Genomic DNA, 15,247 nt, shown 5'->3' with positions numbered 1-15,247 from the left:
GTGACCGAACGCACCTTCTCGATCATCAAGCCGGACGCCACCCGTCGTAACCTGACCGGCGCCATCAACGCGGTGATCGAGGCCGCGGGCCTGCGCATCGTCGCCCAGCGCCGGGTTCACCTGACCGAAGCTCAGGCCAAGAAGTTCTACGAAGTCCACGCCGAGCGTCCGTTCTACGGCGAACTCGTCGCCCAGATGACCGCCGAGCCGGTCGTCGTCCAGGTCCTGGAAGGCGAAAACGCCGTGGCCAAGTATCGCGAAGTCATGGGCGCCACCAACCCGGCCAACGCCGACGAAGGCACGATCCGCAAGCAGTTCGCCCTGTCGATCGGCGAAAACTCGGTCCACGGCTCGGACAGCCTGGAGAACGCCAAGATCGAGATCGAGCAGTTCTTCACCGAAGACCAGATCGTCGGCTGATTTCAGCGCGACTTTTCAGGTGACGCGAAGCGGCCGGATCGGTGACGATCCGGCCGTTTCTTTTTTCGGAGTCGGGGGCGGTGAAGCACTACGAACGGGGCGAGGTGATCCTGGCGGTCACGCTGTCGGGCGTGGCCGGCTATGTCGACGCGATCGGCTTTTTGAAGCTGGGCGGTTTCTTCGTCTCGTTCATGAGCGGCAATTCCACGCGCTTGGGCGTGGGCTTGGCCACCCTGAACTGGACCGCCGTCGCCACCGTCCTGACCCTGGTGAGCTCGTTCGTGGCCGGCGTGGTGCTAGGCGCGCTGACCGCCAGGGGCTTCGGCGAGACCCGGCGCTCGCCGGTGCTGGTCCTCGAGGCGGGGCTGCTGGCGAGCGGCGCGATCTTGATGGCCCTGGGCTTCCACACGCCGGGCGTGACGGCGGTGGCCATGGCGATGGGGGCCGAGAACGCCGTCTTCCAGCGAAACGGCGACGTCGCGGTCGGCCTGACCTACATGACCGGCGCCCTGGTCAAGGCCGGGCAGCGGATCGCCGGCGCCCTGGTGGGCGGAGAGCCGTCCGACTGGCTGCGCTATGTGCTCCTGTGGGCGGGTCTGGCCTGCGGCGGCGCGATGGGAGCCCTGACCTATCTGACGATCGGCGCGACGGCGCTGTGGGTGGCCGTAGCGGTCGTGCTGGGCGGCGCGATCTGGGCCGAGCGTCGCTGGCGCTCGGTCTGAGCAAGTTTGCGCCGCTGACATCCGAATCCCGGGGGGAGGCGCCTATCTTCCGACGCGGAAAAAACGGGGGAACGCGGGTTTGCGGTTCGGAGGCTTCATCGCGGCGGTCTGGCTGGCGCTGAGTCCAGCGGCGGCGCGGGCCCAGTCGGTCGAGGACGTCGTGGTCTCGCCCCAGTCCAGCGGCCATTGGCTGCGGGCCGAGAGCGAGCACGTGATCGTCTATTCCGACGAGAAAGCCGATGTGCTCCGCAAGACCGTCGCCGATCTGGAGGCGTTGGATGGCGCCCTGCGCGCGCTCTACGGCAAGTCGGACGCGCCGGCCCCGCGCAAGTTTCCGATCTATCTGGTCCGCCCCGTGGCGCGCGGCGAGACCGTCAACGCCCAGTATCAGCGCTTCATGCCGGGCGCGGCGGTCACCGCCCTGTCGATGGACGTGGCCGAGGTCGACGACATCTTCGCCGTCGTGGTGCGCGACGATTTCGACTTCTTCAACGTCGTCGACAGAACCGCCGGCGACGACGGCGTGCTGGGCGCCTATGCCCTGCATTTCTTCGGCGAGAACTTCCCGTTCCGCCAGCCGCGTTGGCTGACTAAGGGCGCGGGCATCTATTACAGCGGCGCCGACATCGGCCTCGATCGGGTGGTGGTCGGCAAGACGCCGGCCATGTTCGATGACGCCCAGGGCCTGCGCGACCTGAAGAAGATCACCAGCATCATCGCCGAGACGGGCGACGACTGGAGCTATGCCGAACGCCAGCGCTACGACGCCCAGTCGGCGCTGCTGGTGCGCTACCTCTGGGCGGACCCCGACCGCAAGGCCCGGCTGGCGATCTATCTCGACCGCATCCAGGGCGGCGAGCGCGATCTGATGGCCACCTGGGGCGAGGTGTTCGGCCAGCCGATCGAGGCGCTGCCCGACGCGATCAAGGCCTTCCTGGCCGCCCAGCAGGCCGCCGGCGGCCCGTCGACCGTGACGCTTCCGCGAGCCTCGCGGCCGCCGACGATCAAGATCCGACGGATGCCCAAGGGCGCCGATGACCTGATCCTGGAAGTCCAGCAACTGAAGACGGGCTTCGTCGCCGATCGGCCGGGCCTTCTGCGGCATTTCCAGCGCGCCGCCGCCCGCCGGCCGGACGATCGCTACACGCGCCAGGCCCTGGCGCGGGCCGAGATCACGCTGGCCGGGCCGGGCGGGGGCGACCGCGACAAGGGCGAGGCGCTGCTGGAGGGGCTGCTGAAGGAAGACTCGGGCAACCTCGAGGCCCTGCGCCTGATGGGAACCAGCAAGCTCTACCGCGCCGCCGCCGCCAACAAAGCCGACAGGCCGGCGCTTTTGGCGCAGGCGCGCGACTATCTGATGAAGGCCGACGCGGCGGAGCCCAACGACTACCAGACCCTGTTCCTGCTGGCCCAGACCATGACCACGGACGATGCGCCGTCGCCGCAGCGCCTGGCCCTCCTGCGCCGCGCGGTGAGCCTGGCCCCCGAGGTCGCCAAGATCCGCCTCGTCGCCGCCGTCGCCTTCCTGCTGGGCGACGACGCCGACACGGCCTATCAGCTGCTCAAACCCGTCTCGGCCGACCCCTACGGCGGCGCCGAGGCCCAGCAGGCCAAGAAGCTGCTGGACCTGATGGCGCGGGCGGGGAGGCCTTAGAGGGGCTCGAGTCTCTAGCCCTATCCAGAAATCCGACCTTCCCGGCGAATGCCGGGATCCAGATCGAACCCGCTGAAATCCATCTGTTCAGCGGGGCGCTATGTCGCGTCATCCCCAATCGCGGCGGATGAATCTGGGCCCCGGCATTCGCCGGGGAAATCGGTCTTGTGGAAGTGTGGACCGGGAAATGGCGGAGCAAAAAAAGGCGTGGCGGGGAGGTTCGAGCGCGTGCACATGGGCCGAAATCGGCGCCGGCCTCCAAGCCCCTCGACCCGCCTAAAGTCCCCGCACGAACGTCGCCAGCGTCGCCGCGTAGAGCTTATGTTCCTGTTCCAGCACGCGGACCGCCAGCGCGTGGTCGTCGTCGCCGGGCAGGATCGGCACGCGGGCCTGGCCGAGGATCGGGCCTTCGTCGACGCCGGCGGTGACCAGGTGGACCGTGCAGCCGGCCTCGGCCTCGCCGGCGGCGATCGCGCGGGCGTGGGTGTCCAGGCCCGGGTACTTGGGCAGCAGGGACGGGTGGATGTTCAGCATCCGGCCTTCCCAGGCGTCGACCAGGAAGGGGGTGAGGATCCGCATGTAGCCCGCAAGCGCGATCACCTCGATCCCGCGTTCGCGCAGGGCCGCGTCGATGGCCCGTTCGTGGGCCTCGCGGTCCTTGCCGAAGGGCTTCTGGTCGATGCAGAGCGCCTCGACGCCCGCCTGGGCGGCGATCTCCAGGCCCTTGGCGTCCGGCTTGTTGGCCAGCACGAGGGCGATCTCGAACGGGCAGTCGGCGGCTTCGGCGGCGCGGACAAGGGCTTCCATGTTGGAGCCTCGGCCGGAGATCAGGACGGCGACCTTGGTGCGTTGGGTCATCAATTTGCGCCCTCGGTCGACGGGCGTCTCGCCCGTCGACAGCTCCCCCACAAGCGGGGGAGCTGGATTGTGATTTTCCTCCTCACCCGTGAAACGGGGGAGGTGGCGCGGCGCGAAGCGCCGTGACGGAGGGGGCGCTAGGCCTTGACCAGCTGCCCGCAGATGAAGGCGTCCTCGCCAGCGTTCAGCAGGGCGGCCAGCACCGGTTCGGCGTCGGCCTGGGCGACGATGATGATGAAGCCGACGCCGCAGTTGAACGTCCGGCGCATCTCGTGCTCGGAGACGCCGCCGGTCTTGGCCAGCCAGTCGAACACCGGCGGCAGGGGCCAGGCGTTCCAGTCGAACTCGGCCGCCAGACCCTCGGCGATGGCGCGGGGCGGGTTTTCGATCAGGCCGCCGCCGGTGATGTGCGCGCCGCCCTTGACGCGACCCGACTGCAGCAGGGGCAGCAGCGACTTCACATAGATGCGGGTCGGGGCCATCAGGGCCTCGGCCAGGGTCTTGCGGTCCTCAAAGGGGCAGGGGGCGTCCCAGGCCAGGCCCGAGCGCTCGACCACGCGGCGCACCAGCGAATAGCCGTTGGAGTGCGGCCCCGACGAACCCAGGCCGATGATGATGTCGCCGGCGCGCTGCTTGTCCAGCTTGGGCAGGACGTCGTCGCGGTCGACGGCGCCGACCGAGAAGCCGGCCAGATCGTACTCGCCGTCGCCATACATGCCCGGCATCTCGGCGGTCTCGCCGCCGACCAGGGCCGCGCCGGCCAGCTTGCAGCCGTCGGCGATGCCGGCGACGACGCTCTTGGCGGTCTCGACGTCCAGCTTGCCGGTGGCGAAATAGTCGAGGAACATCAGCGGCTCGGCGCCCTGGGCCAGCAGGTCGTTGACGCACATGGCCACAAGGTCGATCCCGACCGTGGCGTGCATTCCGGTGTCGATGGCGATGCGAAGCTTGGTGCCGACGCCGTCGGTGGTCGTGACCAGCAGCGGGTCGTCATAACCGGCCGCCTTCAGGTCGAAGAGGGCGCCGAAGCCGCCCAGGCTGGCTTCCGCGCCGGGGCGGCGGGTGGCCTTGGCCAGCGGCTTGATCGCGTCGACGAGCGCGTTGCCCGCGTCGATATCGACGCCCGCCTGGGCGTAGGTAAGGCCGTTGGGCTGGTCGCTCATGAGCTCGCTCTCGTCTACCGAAGGCCGCAACGACCTCCGAACACGCGGAAAATTCGCTTTCCCGGTACGCTGAGCGCGTCTTGACGCTTGCAGACTCGGGGGTGCGCGAGGCTATTAGCAGCGGATGAAGCCGATCACCACCACCGCCGAGCTGGCGGCGTTTTGTAATGCGCTTACGGGCGAGCCTTTCGTCGCCGTGGACACCGAGTTCATGCGCGAGACGACCTACTGGCCCAAGCTGTGCCTGATCCAGGTCGCGTCGCCGACGCACGAGGCGGTGATCGACCCATTGGCCGACGACATCGACCTCGAGCCCCTGCTGGCCGTGATGCGCGACGAACGCATCTTGAAGGTGTTCCACGCCGCCCGTCAGGACGTCGAGATCTTCAACAACTTGAAGGCCATGCCGAGGCCGCTTTTCGACACTCAGGTGGCGGGCATGGCGGCGGGCTTCGGCGAGCAGATCGCCTATGACGCCCTGGTTCGTCAGATGCTGCGGATCGAGATCGACAAGTCCAGCCGCTTCACCGACTGGGCGCGACGGCCGCTGACCGAGGCCCAGCTGAGCTACGCGCTGGCCGATGTCACCCACCTGGCCAAGCTGTTCCCGATCCTGCGCGAGCGCCTGGAGACCTCGGGGCGCCTGGCCTGGGTCGAGGAGGAGATGAAGGCCATCTCCGACCCGGCCGCCTATGATGTCGATCCGGAGAAGGCCTGGCGGCGCCTGCGCCCGCGCAAGACCGCGCCGAAATACCTGGCCGTCTTCAAGGCCGTCGCCGCCTGGCGCGAGCGCACCGCCCAGAACCGCGACCAGCCGCGCGGCCGGATCCTGAAGGACGAGGCCATCGACGAGCTGGCCACCCAGGCCCCGACCAGCCTGGACGCCCTGAACAACCTGCGCGGCGTGCCCAAAGGCTTTGGCGGCAGCAAGTTCGGTCCCGACCTGCTGGCCGCGATCAAGGCGGCCCTGGCCGATCCGGAAGGCTATGCTCCGGTGATGGACAAGCCCGGCCCGCCGCCGCCCGCCAACGCCGGCGCGGTCGTCGAGCTGCTGAAGGTCCTGCTGAAGGCGCGCGCCGAGGAGGCGGGCGTCGCCTCCAAGCTGATCGCCACGGTGTCGGATCTCGAGAAGATCGCCGCCGACGACAACGCCGCCACCCCGGCCCTGGTCGGCTGGCGTCGCGACGCCTTTGGGACCGACGCCCTGAAGATCAAGCGCGGCGAGCTGGCCCTGGTGCTGGACGGCGCCAAGGTCCGCGTCGTCGAGGTGCGTCGCGGGCCCAAGGCCGATTGATCCAAAGCGCGGACGACGGACAAGCTATCCGCGCAATTTTTTACCTTTGCCTGCGTTTTGGTAAACGTCATGCAAAGGTTTGCTCGCGTACCTCGCCGTCACTTTTGTCCTCTATGGAGGGCGGAGTCGCGTAGGGGGTCGTCTTGAGTTCGTTCTGGCAGGATCTGGCTATCGCCTACAGGCCGGCCGCGGTTTCGCGGCGCAAGCAGATCGCCCTGCGGCTGTTCGTCGTGCTTGTGCTGGCCGCGATGGCCATGATCCGGCCCGGGGCGGGCTTCATCTTTCCCTGGGCGGCCGTCTATCTGGTGGTCCAGATCGCCGAGTGGGCGGCGCTGAACCGCTTCCTGCGCAAGGCCGAGCCGTCCGGACTCGATGTCTCCTTGAGCCTGGTCGCCGACTGCGCGCTGGCGGCGGTGTTCGGCTGGCTGTCGGTGCCGGTGTGGGCGGCGGGGACGCCTCTCGGCGCGGCCTCCGCGGTGCTGCTGCTCTCGGGGGCCATTATCACGGTGCTGATGGGAGCGGAGGGCTGCGTGGCCGCCTTCATTGCTTCGGGCGGCGCCTATGTGGCCTATCTGGTTATCGCGCCCTTCGCGGCGGGCGATCGCCAAGACCCGGTCATGCCGTTCTTCCTGGTCGGCGCGGGCCTGCTCTCCCTGACGCTGGGCCTGGTCTTCCTGTGGTCGCGCAGAACCCTGGCGGCCGAACGCGCCGCCCGGCGGGCGGCAGAGGCCCAGACGGCCGCCAAGTCCGCCTTCATCGCCATGGTCAGCCACGAGCTGCGCACGCCGATCAACGCCATCCTGACCGGGGCGGAGTCCCTTGAGCGCGATCGCCCAGACGCGGCCCTGATCGCCGACGCCGGCCTGATGATGCGCGGCCTGCTGAACGATCTCCTGGACCTTTCCAAGATCGAGGCGGGCCGCATGAGCGTCGAGGTCGTCGATCACGACTTGCGGGCCGTGGTCGCCGACGCGGTCGACTTCTGGCGAAAGGCCGCCGAGGCCAAGGGCGTTCGCCTGGTGCTGAAGGGCGACGAGGTCATGCCCCAGTGGGTGAAGGGCGATCCGATGCGAGTGCGGCAGGTGCTGAACAACCTGCTCTCCAACGCCATCAAGTTCACCGCCGAGGGCGAGGTGGCGGTCGGGGTTCAAGTGGAGTCGCGCGATCCTCGCGTGGTGTCGATCGAGGTGCGCGATACCGGACCGGGTCTGGCCGACGACCAGATCGAGCGGCTGTTCAGTCCCTACGAGCAGGCCGGCGTCGAGACGGCGCGGGCGTTCGGCGGCACGGGCCTTGGCCTGGCGATCAGCCGCGACCTGGCCCGGTTGATGGGCGGGGACTTGTGCGCCGCCAACGCCGAGGGCGGCGGCGCGCGCTTTACCCTCCGCCTGCCCGCGCCAGAGGGAAGGGCGCCGGCGCCCGAGGCGCGCGACGAGGCCCTGGCGGTGCGCGACGACGCGCCGCTGGTGCTGGTGGTCGACGACCACGACATCAATCGCCGCGCCCTGCGGCAGCTGCTGGAAGCCTTTGGCGCGCGGGTCGAGACGGCCGAGGACGCGCTGTCGGCCCTGGCCCTGGCCGAGCGTCACGTGTTCGACGCCATCCTGATGGACGTGCGGATGCCGGGCTTGGACGGGCTGGAGGCCACTCGCCGTCTGCGCGCCACCCCCGCCAACCGCGCCACGCCGGTCATCGCCGTCACCGGAGCCGTCTCTCCGGAGGAGATCGCCGCCTGCCGCGAGGCCGGCATGACCGGCTGGGTCGAAAAGCCGGTGAAGGCCCGCGACCTCTACGCCGCTTTGTTCAGCTGAACGCCGGCGAGGCCTTGCTCCCCGCAAGGCCGCGTAGGAGGATCGCCATGCGCGTAGGGCGGCATTGGCGCCGCCTAGAGGTGAGGCGTTGGGGATGTTGTCCGTATCGCGGGTGTCGTGTGTCGCCCTGGGGGCCGCCTTATTGGCCACGCCGGCCCTGGCGGCGTCGAAGTGTCAGGTCTTCAAGCTCGCCGAGCTGCCCGTGACCATGGAGGGCCGATCGCCGATCGTGACCGCCCAGATCAACGGACGCCAGGCGCGCTTCATCCTCGACAGCGGCGCGTTCTACAGCACGATCTCGGAGGGCGACGCCAAGGAGTTCGGCCTGCCGGTCAGCGACCTTGGTCCCAACGTGCGTCTGAAGGGCGTGGGCGGCGAGACGTCCCTGGGCGTGGCCACCGCCCAGGAGTTCGTGATCGCGGGGCAGAAACTGTCGCGCATCCAGTTCGCCGTCGGCGGCAGCGATACGCACTATTCCGGCCTGCTGGGCCAGAACTTCCTGGGGCTGGCCGGCGCGGAATACGATCTCGGCCATGGCGCCGTGCGTCTGATGAAGACCCAGAACTGCGGCGATACGGGCCTGGCCTATTGGGCGGGCGACAAGCCCTTCGTCCTGCTGCGCGTCCAGCCGATGGAGAACGGCGACCGCCACACCATCGCGACGGTCGAGGTCAACGGCGTCAAGCTGAAGGCCATGTTCGACACCGGGGCGCAATTCACGTCGATGTCGCTGTCGGCGGCCGCCAAGCTGGGCGTTCGGCCCGACAAGTCCGGCGCGCCGGTCGAGGGCTACACCTCCGGCGTGGGTCAGAAGCGGGTGCGCATCTGGCGGGCGCGCTTCGACAAGATCGACATCGGCGGCGAGGCGATCAAGGGGCCCATGCTGCCGATCGTCGACCAGTCGCTCGACGACGCCGACATGCTGATCGGCATCGACTTCTTTCAGACCCATCGGGTGTTCGTCGACAACCAGAACCACCGGATGTTCTTCACCTACGAGGGCGGACCGCTGTTTGGCATCAACCCCAAGGGCGCGGTGGACGAGACCGGCAAGGCCCTGGACCTGACCGACGCCGCAGCCGAGCCCACGGACGCGGCCGGCTATGGCCGGCGCGGCGCGGTGCTGGCCTCGCGCGGCAAGTACGACGAAGCCATCGCCGACTTCGACAAGGCCGTGGCCATGGCGCCGAACGACGCCGAATACCTGCTGCAGCGCGCCCGGGCGCACCTGGCCAATCGGCAGCTGCTGCTGGGCGTGGCCGATCTCGACAAATCCATCGTCCTGGATCCGAAGAACGCCGAAGCGCGCCTGACGCGGGCGCAGCTGCGGCTGGGGGCGCGCGATCCCGCCGGCGCCCTGGCCGACCTGAAGATCGCCGACGAGGCCCTGGCGCCGTCCTCGGGCGCCCGCATCCGGCTGGGGAGCCTCTATTCGTCGGCTGACGCGCCGGACCTGGCCCTGAACAGCTTCGACCTCTGGCTCAAGAGCCATCCCGAGGACGTCGCCCGCGCCCAGGCCTTCAACGGTCGCTGCTGGGCGCGCGCTCTACTGAATCGCGAGCTGGACAAGGCGCTTGGCGACTGCGACGCGGCGCTGCGCCTGCGTCCGGGCGACGCGGCCTATCTCGACAGCCGCGCGCTGGTCCGCCTGCGCCGAGGCGAATTGGACAAGGCCCTGGCCGACTACGACGCCGCCGTCGCGAGCTCGCCTCGCGAAGCCTGGTCGCTGTACGCCCGCGGCGTCGTTCAGCGCCGCCTGGGCAAGATCCCCGAGGCCGACGCCGACAAGGCCAAGGCTTTGTCGCTCAATCCTCGCGTGGCGGAGCGGGCCAAGCGATACGGGCTGGAGGGGTGAGGGGGCTTGCCCTTACACGGCGAGCGCGCGCCGAACGTCCTCGATGAGACGAGCGAGCGGACCGCTTTCCTCTCCGGTGCGCCAGGTGAGGATGAGCGGCGCGACCGGCGCGTCTCCGGGGCGCAGACGTCTTTGGGAAAAGCCCGTCATGCCTAGCCCTCCCATGGACCCGGGAACGAGGGAGACGCCAAGCCCCGCCGCGACCAGACTGAGTGTCGAGGTCATCTGCGACGCCTCCTGGACGACGCGCGGGCTGAAGCCCGCCTTGCGACATGCCGCGATAATGCCGTCGTAGAGCCCTGGACCGCCTGGCCGGTGATAGAGGACGAAGCACGCCGCGCTCAAGGCTTCGAGCGGCATCGCCTGGCCTTCTTCATATTGGGCGAGCAAGGGGTGATCATTCGGAAGGATCGCGACCATTTCCTCGTCCAGCAGCTGTCGCATGGTCACGCCGGCGTCTTCCTCGGGCGGCGCGCGAACGAAGGCCGCATCGAGCCGACCGGTTCGCACGGCGGCGATCAGCGTGTCGCTGTTGGCTTCCTGTAGGGTCAGGCCGAGGTCTGGCGAGTTGTCACGCATGGCGCGGATAACGCTCGCGACCAGTGGATGGAAGGCGGCTGAGCCAGTAAAGCCTACCGCCAGTCTTCCGGCCTGTCCGCGCCCCGTCCGCCGCGCGGCCTCGATCGCCAAGTCGACATCGCCCAGGATGGCTCGCGCCCGCTCTATGAACACCTCGCCGGCGGCGGTTGGCGCGACGCCGCGCGGCAGGCGTCGGAACAGCGCGACGCCCAGCCGTTCCTCAAGCGCGCGGATCTGCTGACTGAGCGGGGGTTGTTGGAGGCCCAGCCGTTCAGCGGCGCGGGTGATATGGCCTTCGTCCGCCACGGCGACGGCATATCGAAGATGGCGCAGCTCAATCATTCCATATGTCCAAAGTATGTAAAATGCATCTGAGATATATTTGAAGTATGTAAGGGTGGCGAGTAGCTCTTGGGCCTCAAAGTCCAAGGCGCTCAATGTCCATGCCAATCTCTCCTCTCCCCGCCAGTCCCGGGCGCGACCCGCCCAGCGTCGTCGAGCTCTTTCACGGCTTCCTTATTCTGGGGCTGACCGGCTTCGGGGGCGTGCTGCCGCTAGCGCGACGGATGATGGTCGAGAAACGGCGCTGGCTCGACGCCGATGAATTCACCGATCTGCTGGGCCTTTGCCAATTCATGCCCGGCGGTAACATCATCAACATGTCGGTCGCCGTCGGACTGAAGTTTCGAGGCGCGACGGGCGCTCTGGCCGCGATCCTTGGCCTGATCGCGGCCCCGACCGTCGTCGTGATCGCGCTGGGAGCGCTGTTCGATCGCTTCCAGGACGATCCCAAGGTCCGCCACGTCTTCGCCGGGCTCGCGGCGGCGGCGGCGGGATTGCTGCTCTCGATGGCCGCCAAGGTCGCCTGGCCGCTTCGCGTGAGTCCGATCAACTGCATCATCGCGGCCGCGTGCGTCTTGGCGGTCGCCGGGTTGCGGCTGCCGTTGCCGCCCACGATGTTGGCGTTGGCGCCGATCAGCATCGCGATGACCTGGAAGGCGGCGCGGCCATGACATCGACGCTGTTTGCCCTGGCCCTGATCTTCGGCGAGTTGTCGCTGCTGGCGTTTGGGGGCGGGAACGCCATCCTGCCGGAAATGCAGAGGCAGGTGGTCGATGCGCGGCGCTGGATGACGGCCGAACAGTTCGGCGCGCTGTTCGCGCTGGCGCAGGCCGCGCCGGGACCAAATATGATGGTGGCGCCGCTCGTCGGCTGGCGCGTCGCCGGATTTCTGGGCGTGGCGGTCACATCGATCGCCACGTTTGGACCGTCATCGCTGCTCGCCGCCTTCGCTTTGCGCGCTTGGGAACGCTTTCGCGACCGACCCTGGCGGCGGATCGTTCAAGCCGGCCTCGCGCCGGTGACGGTCGGGTTGATCGCGGCCAGCGCTATCACCATGGCTCGGGCTTCGGATACGACCTGGGGCTTGGCGGCGATCACGCTGGCCGTCGCCGCGGTGACAACTCGAACCAAGCTTCATCCCCTGATCGCACTCGTCGGAGGCGCGTTGCTGGGGCTCTGCGGCTTGGGAGTGGTATGAGGGCGGGGCGGAGGCTCTGATCCGCCGCCCCGCCTCACGCCAAGCTCAGTGATGCGGGAACTGGGCCAGCGCGCCGCCGGCGGCCAGGCCCAGGGCGCAGAAGACGCCCAGGTGGAAGGCCGCGCCCAGCGCCACGGTGCGGCGGACCGACCATTTGCTCTCCTGGGCGAAGATCCGGCCGATTTCGGATTGCAGGGTGCGCGCGGGGCTGACGGCCGGCGCGTCGTGATCGTTGGCCACGTGGAGTTGGGGCCGCGGGCTGGCGGTCTTGGAAGGAGCTGGGGCGATGGCGTCCAGATAGTCGACCTTACGCTGTAACATCACTGACCTCCCTATGTGTTCGAGGTCACGCTAGGCCGGCAAGGATAACAAACTATACTCGCGGAGACCGCGTTTTGCGGGTTTGAAGAGGCTTTAACCCCGTATTGGGGGGATTATTTTCCTATTAAGCATAGATCCCCGTCGGGTCTATGCCTGGATCATGCGGTGATGATCTTGGGCTTCAGGCCAAGATGTTGGGCGGCCGTGCCGGCGCGCTTGCTGGTCTGTTCGCCGAGCAGCAGGTCGGCGAAGCCGGGCTCGGCGGCCAGCACCAGGTGGTTCTTGTCCAGGGTGAGGCGCGAGTGGGCCAGGAGGCTGGGGCTGCGGCCGGAGAGGTCGCAGGCCAGACGGATCGTGGCGCCCAGGGCGCGGGCCCGCTTCAGCTGGGCGGGGCTCATCAGGCGCTCCAGCGTGGCGATCTCGGGCGGATTGAAGGTGGTGGCGTGGCGGGCGTGGGCGGCCACGGCCAGGAAGCAGCGCTCGGCGTGGCCCTGGCCGGCGATCGGCGCGCGCAGCACCTGCTCATAGACGAGGTCGGCGCGGTGGTCGGGGTGCAGGCGCACGCCCATGTCGGCCAGCCGGCAAGCGGCGGCGACGAGGATCGGATCGCGTTCGCCGAACAGCGCGGGCAGGGCGCGGAAGGCCGGAGCGATCCAGCCCTCCAGCGCCGGGCCCAGTTCGTCGCCGACGCCCTGGCGGGCGCCCAGGGCCGCGCAGCCCTCGATCAACGGGTCCAGGCCCCGCACGCGCGGCGGCATGGCCTCGAACAGCAGGCCCTCGCGCACGCCATAGGCCGAGATCTCGACACGCTTGACGCCGAGCTGCTCGATCAGGATTTCCAGAACCACGGCGGCGTAGGGCAGGGTCTCCGAGCGCTTCTTGCTCATGCCCTCGATGCGTTCCAGCGAGCTCCTGGACTGATGGGCCACCAGACGCGCGGCCTCCAGGGCCTCGGCGGCGGGGATCTCGTACTGGTGGACGACGTGCAGCGGATAGCCCGACAGCCGCATGTGCAGCAGGGCGAGGTTGCGCCAGGCGCCGCCCACGGCATGGAAGGTGTCGGTGCTGTAATCGGCGGCGACGGGGGCGATGCGTTCGCGGGCCAGGCGGCGGACGCGCTCGGCGTCGAAGCCGTTCGCCGTCCCGGCGGGGCCCGCCAGGCTGAACGGGCCCAGCGGCAGGGTCACGCCCTGGCCGGCGCCGGTGGCGTTCAGGCGGATCAGCTCCAGGCTGGCGCCGCCCAGGTCGCCGACCACGCCGGTGGCGTCCGGCGCGCCGGCCAGCACGCCGACGGCGGCGTAGTGGGCTTCCTCCTCGCCGCTGAGGACACGCACCGTGAAGCCGGCCTCCTCGCGCACGCGGCGGACGAAGTCGGGGCCGTCCTTGGCCTCGCGGGCGGCAGCGGTGGCGACGACGAACGTCTCGGCCGGATTGACCGCCTCCAGCACGGCGCGAAACCGCTTGAGGGCTTGCAGGGTCTGGGCGACGCCCTCGGACGACAGGCGCCCGCTGGCGCCCAGGTCGCGGCCAAGGCCGGCCAGCACCTTCTCGTTGAAGACGGTCCAGATGGCGCGGCCTTCCAGCCGGTACACCACCAGGCGCACCGAGTTTGAGCCGATATCGATCACGGCCGCGTCGCGCGGCGCCGGGGAGGGCATGGGGCTGGTTTAGCCTATTCGAGGAACAGGGGAAGCGGGGGCGGCCCCTTTTTCATGGGGACGACCGCGAAGGAAGGCTTGCTCGTAAAGGGGCTAAAATATTACCCGGGTTATATTGACTTATATTTCATCCGGGTAAATAAGGCGGCTCCGCTCAGGAGGTTCCGTCGATGTCCGTTCCACCCGACCAGCGTCCCGTCGTCCGAAAAGCCCTTCGCGCCGCGTTCGGAACCGAGGCGCTGGATGGCTGTGCGGCGTTGTCCGGCGGGCTGTCGGGCGCCGAGACCTGGCGCGTCCGCGTGGGTGGCGTCGCCTATCTTCTGCGGATCGAGGCCCGCTTTGACGCGCTGCGCGATCCGCGCCGGAGCTATGCCTGTATGGGTCTCGCTGCGCGCGCCTGTCTCGCGCCGCGCGTCCTCTACGCCGATCCGGACGATGGCGTGGCGATCATGGACTATATCGAGCCCCGATCACTGACTTTGGATTATGTGGGGAAGCGGGCCCACCTCGTGGTCGAGCTGGCCCAGGCGGTGCGGGCGCTGCATGGGATCGAGGGCTTTCCGCCACTGGTCGACTATCTCGACGGCCTGGCGATGATCGTCGATCAGGCAGGGCGCGGTGGCGTGGTTCCGATCGGGGCCTTCGACGGCTGGGCCCGGCTGTACGAAGCGTGCCGGCGACTGCGGCCCGAGCCGGTGTCCAGTCACAACGATCTCAATCCGCGCAACATCCTCTATGACGGCCGGCGGATTTGGCTGATCGACTGGGAGGCGGCGTTTCGGGCTGACCGCTATGTCGATCTTGCCGCCATCGCCAACACCTATGCCGTCGATCCGGAGGACGAGGCCACGCTGCTGCGCACCTATTTCGGCCGCGAGGCTTCAAGAGCCGAGCAGGCGCGGCTGTGGCTGTTCCGACAGGTCAATCACGTTTTTCACGCGGCGGTGTTCGTGGCCGGCGTCGCCGGGCAGGCGAGGGCGGAGGACCTGGGCGGACCGGACCTCGACGTTCTGCACCAGGGGCTGGCGCTGGGTGAGCCGCTGCTGGAGACGCCGGAAGGGCGTTTGGCCTACGGACTGGCGCGGCTGCGAACCGTGACCGCCAACCTGGCATCGCCGGCCTTTACGCGGGCCGCGGCGGTCGCGATCTAGGGATTGATCCTGCACGCGACGGTCTTCCAGCCGTCGCCGTCGTCGCGATGATAGCAGGTTCCGTAGCTGACCTGCCGGCCGTGCGCCCGCGCGCCGCCCTTGGTCAAGGCCCAGGGCGCGGGGCCGATCAGCAGCATGTCGGTGGTGTCCGCCTTGCGCCCGCACAGGCCCCACCAGCGGATTTTGTGGCCGCCGAACACGCCGGGGCCGTAGACCTCGCC

The 15,247-nt window shown here is 68.9% G+C and carries 14 protein-coding genes and 2 pseudogenes; 9 read left to right on the top strand and 7 right to left on the bottom strand.

The window, feature by feature from the left end:
- Nucleotides 1-420, top strand: coding sequence for a nucleoside-diphosphate kinase (gene ndk, locus FCU40_RS02005; RefSeq protein WP_004615119.1), 420 nt, complete (start codon nt 1-3; stop codon nt 418-420).
- A 15-nt stretch (nt 421-435) separates the two neighbouring features.
- On the opposite strand, the pseudogene FCU40_RS23200 reads toward ndk, so the two are convergent.
- Nucleotides 436-623, bottom strand: a pseudogene (locus FCU40_RS23200) (hypothetical protein).
- Between FCU40_RS23200 and FCU40_RS02000 the strand changes: the two are divergent.
- Nucleotides 552-1,142: a YoaK family protein gene (locus tag FCU40_RS02000; protein ID WP_342672526.1), complete on the top strand. Its 591-nt coding sequence runs from the start codon at nt 552-554 to the stop codon at nt 1,140-1,142. The pseudogene FCU40_RS23200 and the gene FCU40_RS02000 sit on opposite strands and share 72 nt — an antisense overlap.
- A gap of 79 nt (nt 1,143-1,221) precedes the next feature.
- Entirely contained in the window at nt 1,222-2,796 is a 1,575-nt protein-coding gene (locus tag FCU40_RS01995) for a hypothetical protein (protein ID WP_168072546.1), read from the top strand.
- 276 nt (nt 2,797-3,072) lie between these two features.
- On the opposite strand, the gene purN is transcribed toward FCU40_RS01995, so the two are convergent.
- On the bottom strand, nt 3,073-3,654 hold the full coding sequence (purN, locus tag FCU40_RS01990; protein WP_168072544.1) for a phosphoribosylglycinamide formyltransferase: 582 nt from the start codon (nt 3,652-3,654) through the stop codon (nt 3,073-3,075).
- 137 nt (nt 3,655-3,791) lie between these two features.
- Nucleotides 3,792-4,817 (bottom strand): phosphoribosylformylglycinamidine cyclo-ligase, encoded by a 1,026-nt coding sequence (gene purM / locus FCU40_RS01985; protein WP_168072542.1) that lies wholly within the window; start codon nt 4,815-4,817, stop codon nt 3,792-3,794.
- 124 nt (nt 4,818-4,941) lie between these two features.
- Between purM and rnd the strand changes: the two genes are divergently transcribed.
- The 3 genes from rnd (at nt 4,942) to FCU40_RS01970 (ending at nt 9,777) form a co-directional block, all read left to right on the top strand.
- Nucleotides 4,942-6,111, top strand: coding sequence for a ribonuclease D (gene rnd, locus FCU40_RS01980; protein WP_004615126.1), 1,170 nt, complete (start codon nt 4,942-4,944; stop codon nt 6,109-6,111).
- A 143-nt stretch (nt 6,112-6,254) separates the two neighbouring features.
- Entirely contained in the window at nt 6,255-7,922 is a 1,668-nt protein-coding gene (locus FCU40_RS01975) for an ATP-binding protein (protein WP_168072540.1), read from the top strand.
- Between the two features lie 94 nt (nt 7,923-8,016).
- Nucleotides 8,017-9,777 carry an aspartyl protease family protein gene (locus tag FCU40_RS01970; protein ID WP_168072538.1) on the top strand — a complete coding sequence of 587 codons (1,761 nt, stop codon included), beginning with the start codon at nt 8,017-8,019 and terminating at the stop codon, nt 9,775-9,777.
- Between the two features lie 12 nt (nt 9,778-9,789).
- Here FCU40_RS01970 and FCU40_RS01965 read toward each other — a convergent pair whose 3' ends face one another.
- Nucleotides 9,790-10,794, bottom strand: a complete 1,005-nt coding sequence (locus FCU40_RS01965) for a LysR family transcriptional regulator (RefSeq protein WP_241693530.1) — start codon at nt 10,792-10,794, stop codon at nt 9,790-9,792.
- A gap of 5 nt (nt 10,795-10,799) precedes the next feature.
- Here FCU40_RS01965 and FCU40_RS01960 point away from each other — a divergent pair, with 5 nt between their 5' ends.
- A complete protein-coding gene (locus FCU40_RS01960; protein WP_241693529.1) occupies nt 10,800-11,369 on the top strand; it encodes a chromate transporter in 570 nt (189 codons plus the stop codon).
- A complete protein-coding gene (locus FCU40_RS01955) occupies nt 11,366-11,896 on the top strand; it encodes a chromate transporter (RefSeq protein WP_168072534.1) in 531 nt (176 codons plus the stop codon). The genes FCU40_RS01960 and FCU40_RS01955 overlap by 4 nt, the downstream gene beginning before the upstream one ends.
- A 45-nt stretch (nt 11,897-11,941) precedes the next feature.
- Here the strand turns inward: FCU40_RS01955 and FCU40_RS01950 are convergent, their stop codons facing one another.
- Nucleotides 11,942-12,220 (bottom strand): hypothetical protein, encoded by a 279-nt coding sequence (locus FCU40_RS01950; protein ID WP_168072532.1) that lies wholly within the window; start codon nt 12,218-12,220, stop codon nt 11,942-11,944.
- A 155-nt stretch (nt 12,221-12,375) separates the two neighbouring features.
- On the bottom strand, nt 12,376-13,875 hold the full coding sequence (locus FCU40_RS01945; RefSeq protein ID WP_168072530.1) for a Ppx/GppA phosphatase family protein: 1,500 nt from the start codon (nt 13,873-13,875) through the stop codon (nt 12,376-12,378).
- Between the two features lie 170 nt (nt 13,876-14,045).
- Between FCU40_RS01945 and FCU40_RS01940 the strand changes: the two genes are divergently transcribed.
- Nucleotides 14,046-15,026, top strand: coding sequence for a phosphotransferase (locus tag FCU40_RS01940; RefSeq protein ID WP_168072528.1), 981 nt, complete (start codon nt 14,046-14,048; stop codon nt 15,024-15,026).
- On the opposite strand, the pseudogene FCU40_RS01935 reads toward FCU40_RS01940, so the two are convergent.
- A pseudogene (locus tag FCU40_RS01935) lies at nt 15,023-15,247 on the bottom strand (hypothetical protein); the annotation flags it as partial. The gene FCU40_RS01940 and the pseudogene FCU40_RS01935 sit on opposite strands and share 4 nt — an antisense overlap.

Origin of the sequence: Caulobacter sp. SSI4214 (genome assembly GCF_012184455.1) — a bacterium.
In the GTDB taxonomy this organism is placed as follows: Bacteria; Pseudomonadota; Alphaproteobacteria; order Caulobacterales; family Caulobacteraceae; genus Caulobacter; species Caulobacter vibrioides_E.
The sequence above is the reverse complement of the archived record's forward strand: the minus strand, read 5'-3'. Positions and strand labels throughout refer to the sequence as shown.

Excerpts from the sequence above, each read along its gene's own strand:
- FCU40_RS01945 (WP_168072530.1), bottom strand. The coding sequence starts at position 13,875 with ATGCCCTCCCCGGCGCCGCGCGACGCGGCCGTGATCGATATCGGCTCA.
- rnd (WP_004615126.1), top strand. The coding sequence starts at position 4,942 with ATGAAGCCGATCACCACCACCGCCGAGCTGGCGGCGTTTTGTAATGCG.
- purN (WP_168072544.1), bottom strand. The coding sequence starts at position 3,654 with ATGACCCAACGCACCAAGGTCGCCGTCCTGATCTCCGGCCGAGGCTCC.
- FCU40_RS01960 (WP_241693529.1), top strand. The coding sequence starts at position 10,800 with ATGCCAATCTCTCCTCTCCCCGCCAGTCCCGGGCGCGACCCGCCCAGC.
- FCU40_RS01955 (WP_168072534.1), top strand. The coding sequence starts at position 11,366 with ATGACATCGACGCTGTTTGCCCTGGCCCTGATCTTCGGCGAGTTGTCG.
- FCU40_RS01940 (WP_168072528.1), top strand. The coding sequence starts at position 14,046 with ATGTCCGTTCCACCCGACCAGCGTCCCGTCGTCCGAAAAGCCCTTCGC.
- FCU40_RS01970 (WP_168072538.1), top strand. The coding sequence starts at position 8,017 with ATGTTGTCCGTATCGCGGGTGTCGTGTGTCGCCCTGGGGGCCGCCTTA.
- purM (WP_168072542.1), bottom strand. The coding sequence starts at position 4,817 with ATGAGCGACCAGCCCAACGGCCTTACCTACGCCCAGGCGGGCGTCGAT.